General features: G+C 69.8%; 11 protein-coding genes. 7 read left to right on the top strand and 4 right to left on the bottom strand.

Annotated elements, in window-relative coordinates:
• Both VHB92_RS04540 and VHB92_RS04535 read left to right on the top strand, forming a co-directional pair.
• A partial coding sequence (locus VHB92_RS04540) for a ComEC/Rec2 family competence protein (RefSeq protein ID WP_325451844.1) occupies positions 1-326 on the top strand: 326 nt, incomplete at its 5' end.
• A 41-nt stretch (positions 327-367) separates the two neighbouring features.
• Complete coding sequence (locus VHB92_RS04535; RefSeq protein ID WP_325451842.1) at positions 368-592, top strand: hypothetical protein; 225 nt, start codon at positions 368-370, stop codon at positions 590-592.
• Between the two features lie 176 nt (positions 593-768).
• Here VHB92_RS04535 and VHB92_RS04530 read toward each other — a convergent pair whose 3' ends face one another.
• A complete protein-coding gene (locus VHB92_RS04530; RefSeq protein WP_325451840.1) occupies positions 769-1,746 on the bottom strand; it encodes a hypothetical protein in 978 nt (325 codons plus the stop codon).
• The gene (locus VHB92_RS04525) at positions 1,743-2,351 is read right to left on the bottom strand and encodes a hypothetical protein (protein WP_325451838.1); all 609 of its coding nucleotides are present in this window, start codon (positions 2,349-2,351) and stop codon (positions 1,743-1,745) included. The genes VHB92_RS04530 and VHB92_RS04525 overlap by 4 nt, the downstream gene beginning before the upstream one ends.
• Before the next feature lie 321 nt (positions 2,352-2,672).
• On the opposite strand from VHB92_RS04525, the gene VHB92_RS04520 reads away from it, so the two are divergent.
• The 4 genes from VHB92_RS04520 (at position 2,673) to VHB92_RS04505 (ending at position 5,984) form a co-directional block, all read left to right on the top strand.
• Complete coding sequence (locus VHB92_RS04520; protein WP_325451836.1) at positions 2,673-3,251, top strand: hypothetical protein; 579 nt, start codon at positions 2,673-2,675, stop codon at positions 3,249-3,251.
• Between the two features lie 214 nt (positions 3,252-3,465).
• Complete coding sequence (locus tag VHB92_RS04515; RefSeq protein ID WP_325451834.1) at positions 3,466-4,488, top strand: hypothetical protein; 1,023 nt, start codon at positions 3,466-3,468, stop codon at positions 4,486-4,488.
• 5 nt (positions 4,489-4,493) lie between these two features.
• A complete protein-coding gene (locus VHB92_RS04510; protein WP_325451832.1) occupies positions 4,494-4,775 on the top strand; it encodes a hypothetical protein in 282 nt (93 codons plus the stop codon).
• A gap of 738 nt (positions 4,776-5,513) precedes the next feature.
• Positions 5,514-5,984: a hypothetical protein gene (locus tag VHB92_RS04505; protein WP_325451830.1), complete on the top strand. Its 471-nt coding sequence runs from the start codon at positions 5,514-5,516 to the stop codon at positions 5,982-5,984.
• Positions 5,985-5,991: 7 nt separating this feature from the next.
• Here the strand turns inward: VHB92_RS04505 and VHB92_RS04500 are convergent, their stop codons facing one another.
• Positions 5,992-6,162 (bottom strand): hypothetical protein, encoded by a 171-nt coding sequence (locus tag VHB92_RS04500; RefSeq protein WP_325451828.1) that lies wholly within the window; start codon positions 6,160-6,162, stop codon positions 5,992-5,994.
• A 133-nt stretch (positions 6,163-6,295) separates the two neighbouring features.
• Positions 6,296-6,619, bottom strand: coding sequence for a hypothetical protein (locus VHB92_RS04495; RefSeq protein WP_325451826.1), 324 nt, complete (start codon positions 6,617-6,619; stop codon positions 6,296-6,298).
• Positions 6,620-6,681: 62 nt separating this feature from the next.
• Here VHB92_RS04495 and VHB92_RS04490 point away from each other — a divergent pair.
• The coding region (locus tag VHB92_RS04490) for a ComEC/Rec2 family competence protein (protein ID WP_325451824.1) at positions 6,682-6,967 on the top strand (286 nt) is incomplete at its 3' end.

The following is a 6,967-nucleotide window of genomic DNA, read 5'->3' as shown; positions in this document are numbered from 1 at the left end:
CCGCGTGCACGCCCGTGCTCGTCCTCATGGCCGCGGGAGTGAGCCCGATGGCGGTGCCCGCGAACATGCTCGCGGTGCCGGTGGTCGCGTGGGCGACCGTCGCCGGTCTGATCGCGGCGGTCACGGCACCGTGGTGCCTGCCGCTCGCCCACGGCGCCGCGTGGATCGCCGAGCCGGCGTGCTGGTGGATGGTGCGCGTCGCGCACCTGGGGGCCCGCGTGCCCGGCGCCACCCTGGGCTGGCCGAGCGGCGCGCCCGAGCTTGCGCTCCTCGGCGCGCTGGTGCTGCTCGGCGTGCTCGTCCGCCGCCGTGCACGGCGGCTGTGACCTCCGCGCGCACCACGTCCCGCAAGACGGGCGAGCGCTCGGTGAAGCGCATCTACCGATGCGAGCGGGGGAGTTGCGTCAGCCGTGACGGTGACCGTCTCGATGCATACGTCAGCGCCGTGGTCGTCGTCGAGCGGCTGGCGCGCCCGGATACGCGTGATCTCCTCACGCTGCCCGAGGATGCCGACGCGGCTGCAGCGGCGCGGGCCAAGGTCGACGCCATCTGCGACAAGTCGGTGCGGCTGCGCGCCCGTGCGAACGGCTGAGGCGACGCGTCAGCGCGTACGCGACCTGCGGCACAGCGGCCTGACCATGCAAGAGGTCGCCGCGTGGCTCAGCCGCGAGGGCGTCACGACGGTCTCGGGCCGGGCCTGGACGTGGCAGAACGTTCAGAGAGTGACGAACAGCCTCGCGTCTCGACGACGCCGCGGCGGGCTGAGCCCTAGTAGCAGGTCACCTTGTCGATGGCGACTTTGCTCGCGGCCTCATCAGTGACGTTGAACGTCATGAGCCCCCGGTCGCCCACGTGCAGGCCGCTGAGCACGTCGTTGGAGTAGCCCACGGCGACGCCGTCAGAAGTCTCGGTCGATACCTCGAGGTAGAGCGTCGGGCAGTCCTCGTTGACGACGATGTTTGCCTGGGTGCACTTGACGAACGAGGTGCACTGCGGGTCCTGCACCCACTCGTACGCGACGTTGTCGTCTTGCCCCGTGACCTGGTAACCCTTCGGGAACCACGGAGGCGGGTTGCAGTCGCGTTTGGCGCTGTCGAAGCCAGACGACTGCCAGTCAGGCCTGGACGTGCCGCCATAGGCCCACCAGTGCTTGCCCTGTGCGGCGAAGTCGTACAGCGTGGTGTTGGGAACGTCGGGTCCTATACAGAACGTCCGGTTGACCTTCACGCGGCCTTGCGGCCCCTGGCATGTCGATGGCACTGTCACTGGCCCGTCGGCTGACAGGAGTGCTGCGCACGAGCCCTGGGGCGCAGCCTTGACGGTCGGTAAAGCCGATTCCGCCACTGCAGTCGCAGGGATGACATGGGTGGACGTCGAGGCGCTGGTGACGCTCGCCGTCTTGCTCTTGCCGCCGGTTGCCGCGCCGATGGCGCCGAGCACTACTAGCAGGCCGAAGACACTGAGCGCGATCTGCACGCCGCGTCGCTTGAGCAGCGGCTTGCCGGGTTGCGGGGTGGGCGGGGCAAAGGGCTGGCCCGGCGCGGGTAGCCCTGCCGCGGGCGGCGGAAACGCTGTTGGTGAGGCAGGGACGACGTCGCCATAGACGACCGGTCTGCCGTCGAGGCCGACGGGCGCCCACTGGCCGTTCATCACGGGCCAGTTGACGGCACGGAAGTCAGGCCACCCCTCGGCTGTGCGCGGCAGAAGCTTGCCGTGCGCATCGACCGGCCACGGCGGTTGGGTCACGACCGCGACCGCTCCCGCGTCGCCATGACAGCGCCGACGATGCCCCCGATGCCCGCGACGAGCTGCAGGATGAGCCCGATGCCGGGGTTCACCGACACGCCGTCTCCATCAGTCCGGCTGATGTCGGCCGTGTCGTAGATGCCGACGCCGAGGATGGCGAGGCTGAGCAGGAAGCCCGCGACGAGCCCCCACGTGCCGAGCCGCTTCTTGACGAGCCGCCGCAAGCCGACGGCCGCGAGCAGCAGGCCGAGGAACAGCGTGATGTTGCCGTCCTTGCCGTTTGACGTGCCGCTGACGGAGATGGATCCGAAGGGCGTGTCGGCCGAGGCCCACGTCATGAAGGAGCCAATGAAGGAGAGGCCGCCCGCGATGAGCAGCGTGAACGGCACGGCCTTGGCCTCGCTTGTGGCGGGGGGCGCAGCGGCGGGCGGAGCGCCAAAGGTGGCGTCAGGCAGCGGCAGTGGGCGTCCGTCGGGGCCGACGCCTGCCCACCTACCGTTGGCATGCGGCCAGTCGACCGCAGCGAGGTCGGGGGCGCCGGTCGGGCTGGCAGGCACGGGCTGGCCGTTGCTGTCGACCGGCCAGGGAGGCTGCGGGCTCGTCACGCGGCACAGCATGCCGAGCCTGAGAGCTCGCTGTAGGGCCATGGCGCAGAACGGCCCGCGATGACTACGTGCGCCGAACGGTGCGGCTTCCTCGGAGCCGCTATCCGAGCCCCACACGCAGGGGTACCGCATGGATGTCTCTCGCCCCACAGAACGAGACGGGCCCGTACCCCGTAGTACGGCATCGTCGCCGCGTTCTTGCAGGATCTGTCGATCCGCCGCGTCGACCTCTCGCGAGGGGGTTCTGCTTAGTCCAGTCAGCGCATCTCGGCCTGCACCATCCCGGTCGATACGGCCCAAGTGATCCAACTCCTCGCCGTCATGGTGCAGGGCGCGGCACGAGGCATTGAGTCGTTGCTGCGGGGGCCGGATTCCCGATACGAAGATCCGACCCTTCGGATAACGACGGATCCTGCAGAGCGCGCCGAGTTGGCCCGGAAAGCAGTGGCGCTCTCCCGTGCGCGAGAACTCACCAAGGCGTATGACGAAGTGATCGCGGAAGCATCGGAGAACAAGGCGCAGTCGTTCTGGTTCCTTGGTATGGCTGTGGCCGCCGCCACCGCCGGAGTGTTCTCGGGAGTCACCAGGGTCGTGATGATCGTGTGCTGGCACGTCGAGCGAATCTTCGGTCAGGGCGGCTCCACGTCCCCGTCAGATGCGTCGTCCACCATTTGGCGAGTCGCGCTCTTCATGTTCGCAGCCCTCTTCCTCGCGTTCGCGTTCCTGATGGCTCACAGCTGGATTGGTGCGTGGCGCAGGGCGCGCAGGATGCGCCGCAGCCACCCCTACAACCACCCCGCCTGGGAGCCCTACCGGGCGGGCATCGAGTTCCGAACAGCGCTTCTACCTATCGGGGAGCACGTTGCCGAAATGATGCGAAGGATCGACGCCGACGCTTGAGCGACTCGCGCCGAGAAGGGCGAAGACGTAGCACCGAGGCCGGCGGACGGCGCACCATCTACAGGTGGGCGAGAGCGAGGCGCCGAAGGGCCCGGCTGACGACGCCCAGGTGACGAGCACCCAGGTCGGGCCCGCCGTGCCCACGCGCCCTGCAGTTCGGGTGCCTGCCAGCTCCACGCTTACGGCGTACGAGCGAGTCGTCGCCCGGGCTGCCATGACCCACGCGCGCCAGTACCAGGACGTCATCGAAGAGGCGGCGAAGGCCGCCAAGCGTCTCGACGAGCAGATCATGGCGCCGCGCTCGGCCGCCTACGAAGCCGTGCAGCAGATGCTCGACCACGAGCGCGCCGTGCGTGCAGCGATGATCGAGCCCGCGCAGCGTTGGACGGAGATTCATCGCGCGTCCGTCGAGGCCGTCCGCGCGAGCAGCGTCATCGAGTTGCTCGCGCGCCTACCGTCTCCGGAACTCGCCTACGCCGCCGAGTGGCAGCAGCGTGAGCGGCTCATTCAGAGGGCCGCGCGCGAGGCAGCCGAGCAAAGCCGCCGTCTCACCGAGTCGCTGGTGCGTCTGCCGAAGTGGATCGAGAGGCGCTGGCCTCCCAACTGGCCCGACGATCCGGACTACGCGGTGCTGGCGAACATGGCGGTCGAAGAGGGCTTACCAGTCATCTGGGTGCCCGGCTCTGAACTGCTCGCTGCGCTGGTCTCGGCGGCCGACCGGCAGGCACGCGTCGACCTGCTGGTGGAAGCCCGCGAGCAGGTGCTTGGGGAGTGTCGTGCTCGGCTGGCCGACGTCGACCACGACGGCGTCGCGGAGTGGTTGCCGCTGGCCGAGGAGGCCATCTGCTCAATTGAGGCGGACCGCCACGCGTCGGCGCAGACGCTCGCCGTCACGGTGGCCGACGCGCTGCTCAAGAAGCACCTGCGGGGCCGGACCAACTACGGCCTTTATCGTGACTCGCTCAAGGTCGACCACGAGGACGTGCGCGTGGCGGAGATCCGGCGCACCTACGCGCTGTATCCGGTTGTGCCGTTCCTGACCGAGTGGCACGGCGGCGACCAGCCGTTGCCGGGCGTCCTCTCGCGCCACGTGACGGTGCACTTCGCTCACCCGGACCACTTGCACGAGGGCAACGCACTGGTCGCCATCATGCTCATGACGTCGCTCTTCTGCCTCCTAGACGAGCACCTGTACGAGCGGGATCGTGACGCAAAACGGGATGACTCGGCGGCCTAGCGAACATGCTCGCGGTGCCGGTGGTCGCGTGGGCGACCGTCGCCGGTCTCGTCGCGGCGGTCACGGCACTGTGGTGCCTGCCGCTCGCGCACGGCGCCGCGTGGCTCGCCGAACCGGCGTGCTGGTGGATGGTGCGCGTCGCGCACCTCGGGGCCCGCGTGCCCGGCGTCACCCTCGGCTGGCCGAGCGGCGCGCCCGGCGTCCTGCTCCTCGCCACTGTCACCGGCGCGGCCATCGCTGCGGTCACCGTCGCGGTCGTCGTCGCCCGGCGGCGGCGACGTGCGTGAACGGCCTGTGCGTCGGCGGGAGAACGCCGGGACGCCGCGGTCCTGCTTCGTCGTGACGAGTCCGCGCTAGCCGCGCAGAACCGCGAGGAGGCCGAGCGACTGCGACGGCGCCTCGACGAGGCCGCGAACGACTACGCGGACGAGGCGATCACCGCCGAGCAGCTCCGCACGATCACGGCAAAGCTCCGACCGCGCCCTCGTGGCGCTGGAAGCGCTGTCGACGCCGCTGCCGCCGCCTGCCGGCGCGCTGGCCGGCCTCGTCAAGGCCGACGACGCCACGTGCAACCTGGGAAACGTGCGACGTTCGCCAGCGCCGCGAGGTGATCGGCCTTCTCGTTGACATCGTCGTGCTCAAGTCGCGCTCGGCGGCCCGATGCGTGCGGGACGCGTCGTACCCGATCGGCGATTGGCGACGCATCTTCGACCCGGCGGCAGTTCGCTTGACCTGGCGCCAAGACGTCAGAGTGTCAAAGCAAAGTAACTGCGACACAGATGGTCACAGGCGATCTCCTGTCGTCCCAGGTTGGTCGTCAGTCCCGAGTCGGCGTTAGCGCTGGCTCGGGCCGCACCGAGGTTCGCACGCGCAGACCGCCGAGAGCATGCGATCCGCAGAAGTGGTTACGACTTGGGCGAGTCGTCGCGGCGCGGCGCGACAGACCTGCGCTTCCTTGGTCTTGTCATGCGGCCTCGGCCGCGCGTGCGCAGCACAATTGAGCCGTGGCGCTTCCGACGTGGCTCGTGGACGCCGGCGCACTGTCCGGACTCGGTGGGCTCGTCCTGTCGGTTGGCTCGATGAGTGGGCGAGCGATTCAGCGTCGGCGCGCGCGCCGGGTCGTCGCTGCCGACGAGCTGCGAACGACGGTGCGCATGCTTCGCGACGTGTTCCTTGCAGTGCAGAAGGGCGACGGCGCGAACCGCGAACAGGTGCAGGCAGTCGTCGCGCCGGCGCGCGCAATGCGTGACCTCGTGGAACGAATCGGGGACCGTCGGCTGCGCGGGCACGTCGAGGCGGCACTTCTGGCGTGGGATCACGTGTTCCACATGGCGCCAAGCGCCGAGCAGGTCGAGCTACCGCGCGGGCATCCGGGCTACGACGAGGTGTCGGAGGCGCTGGGCGGTCAGCACGCCATCTCCGTCGAGGGGGCTGAGCATTGCCAGAGCGCGTTGTCGCGCCTGGCGGTGCTGGAGCGGCGGGCGGTCGCCCCATAGTCCGTCGTCACGGATGGTGGGTGACACCTTCGATGTCGATCTCCGGTCCCGGCTCTGTGCCCACATCGAACGCGGTCGGTGTCCCCATGATGAGCGAGTCCCGGGCTCGCAGGGTCGAATCACCGCGGACCTTCACCCCGGTCGCGAAACCATAGATGCGGACGTCGTCGATCGTCACGCTGCTGTTCTCGATCGAGATGGCCGTCGGGCCGCTATGAGCCGATGACGCAGCGCGGTGCACCTCTTCGCGCCACCGGGGCTCGCGAGACGGAAAGTAGGGGCTGGGGAGGTTCACCCAGGGTGGCAGCGGGTCAAGCTCCGGCGGGAGGGTCATGCCGGTTCGCTTCGATGTCCGTGTCGTCGACGTCGCCATCGATGAAGGTGCTGGCCGTCGAGGCGTTCCCGACAACGCGACCGCTGCGCACGTTGCCGCGGATGAACGCGCTGGGCTCGGCCGGCGGCGTGTCGTCGCGCTCCGGTCCCGTGCTCATGAAGCCGAGTATGAAGGCCAGCGCGGCGACGAGGACCCTTGCCCACCAAGACCAACCCACGAGCGCCCACATGGCCAATACGGCGGCGAGCGCCGCGCCGAGTCCCATGGCCACCTGACGCCAGCGCGCGAGGATGATGCCCACGGAATAAGGCTCGCACGACCGTGTTCCCGTGTCGCTAACGCGATCTCACGCACCTCGTGGCCGTGAGCGGGGAGAACTGCGTCGCCGTCCTCGCCGCCGTGCTCGCGCTGACCCGCCTGCTGCGCATCGCGCCGCGGCCGTCGGCGCTCATCGCCGCCGCGGCGCTGCTCGCGTTCGTGGTGCTGGCCCGGCCGTCGCCCTCGGTCATGCGGGCCGCTGCCATGGGCCTGCTCGTCCTCGCGGGGCGCGTGCTCGGCCGCGACCGGCCCGCGCTGCCGGTGCTCGCGTTCGCGGTGCTCGTGCTGCTCCTCGCCGATCCCGACCTCGCGCGGGCCCCCGGGTTCGCGC

This window comes from Humibacter sp. (assembly GCF_035547335.1).
Lineage (GTDB): Bacteria > Actinomycetota > Actinomycetes > Actinomycetales > Microbacteriaceae > Humibacter.
This window is presented reverse-complemented; position numbering and strand designations above follow the sequence as displayed.

Bases quoted from the DNA above. Each gene is read 5' to 3' on its own strand.
- VHB92_RS04520 (WP_325451836.1), top strand. From the start codon at position 2,673: ATGGTGCAGGGCGCGGCACGAGGCATTGAGTCGTTGCTGCGGGGGCCG.
- VHB92_RS04515 (WP_325451834.1), top strand. From the start codon at position 3,466: ATGACCCACGCGCGCCAGTACCAGGACGTCATCGAAGAGGCGGCGAAG.
- VHB92_RS04510 (WP_325451832.1), top strand. From the start codon at position 4,494: ATGCTCGCGGTGCCGGTGGTCGCGTGGGCGACCGTCGCCGGTCTCGTC.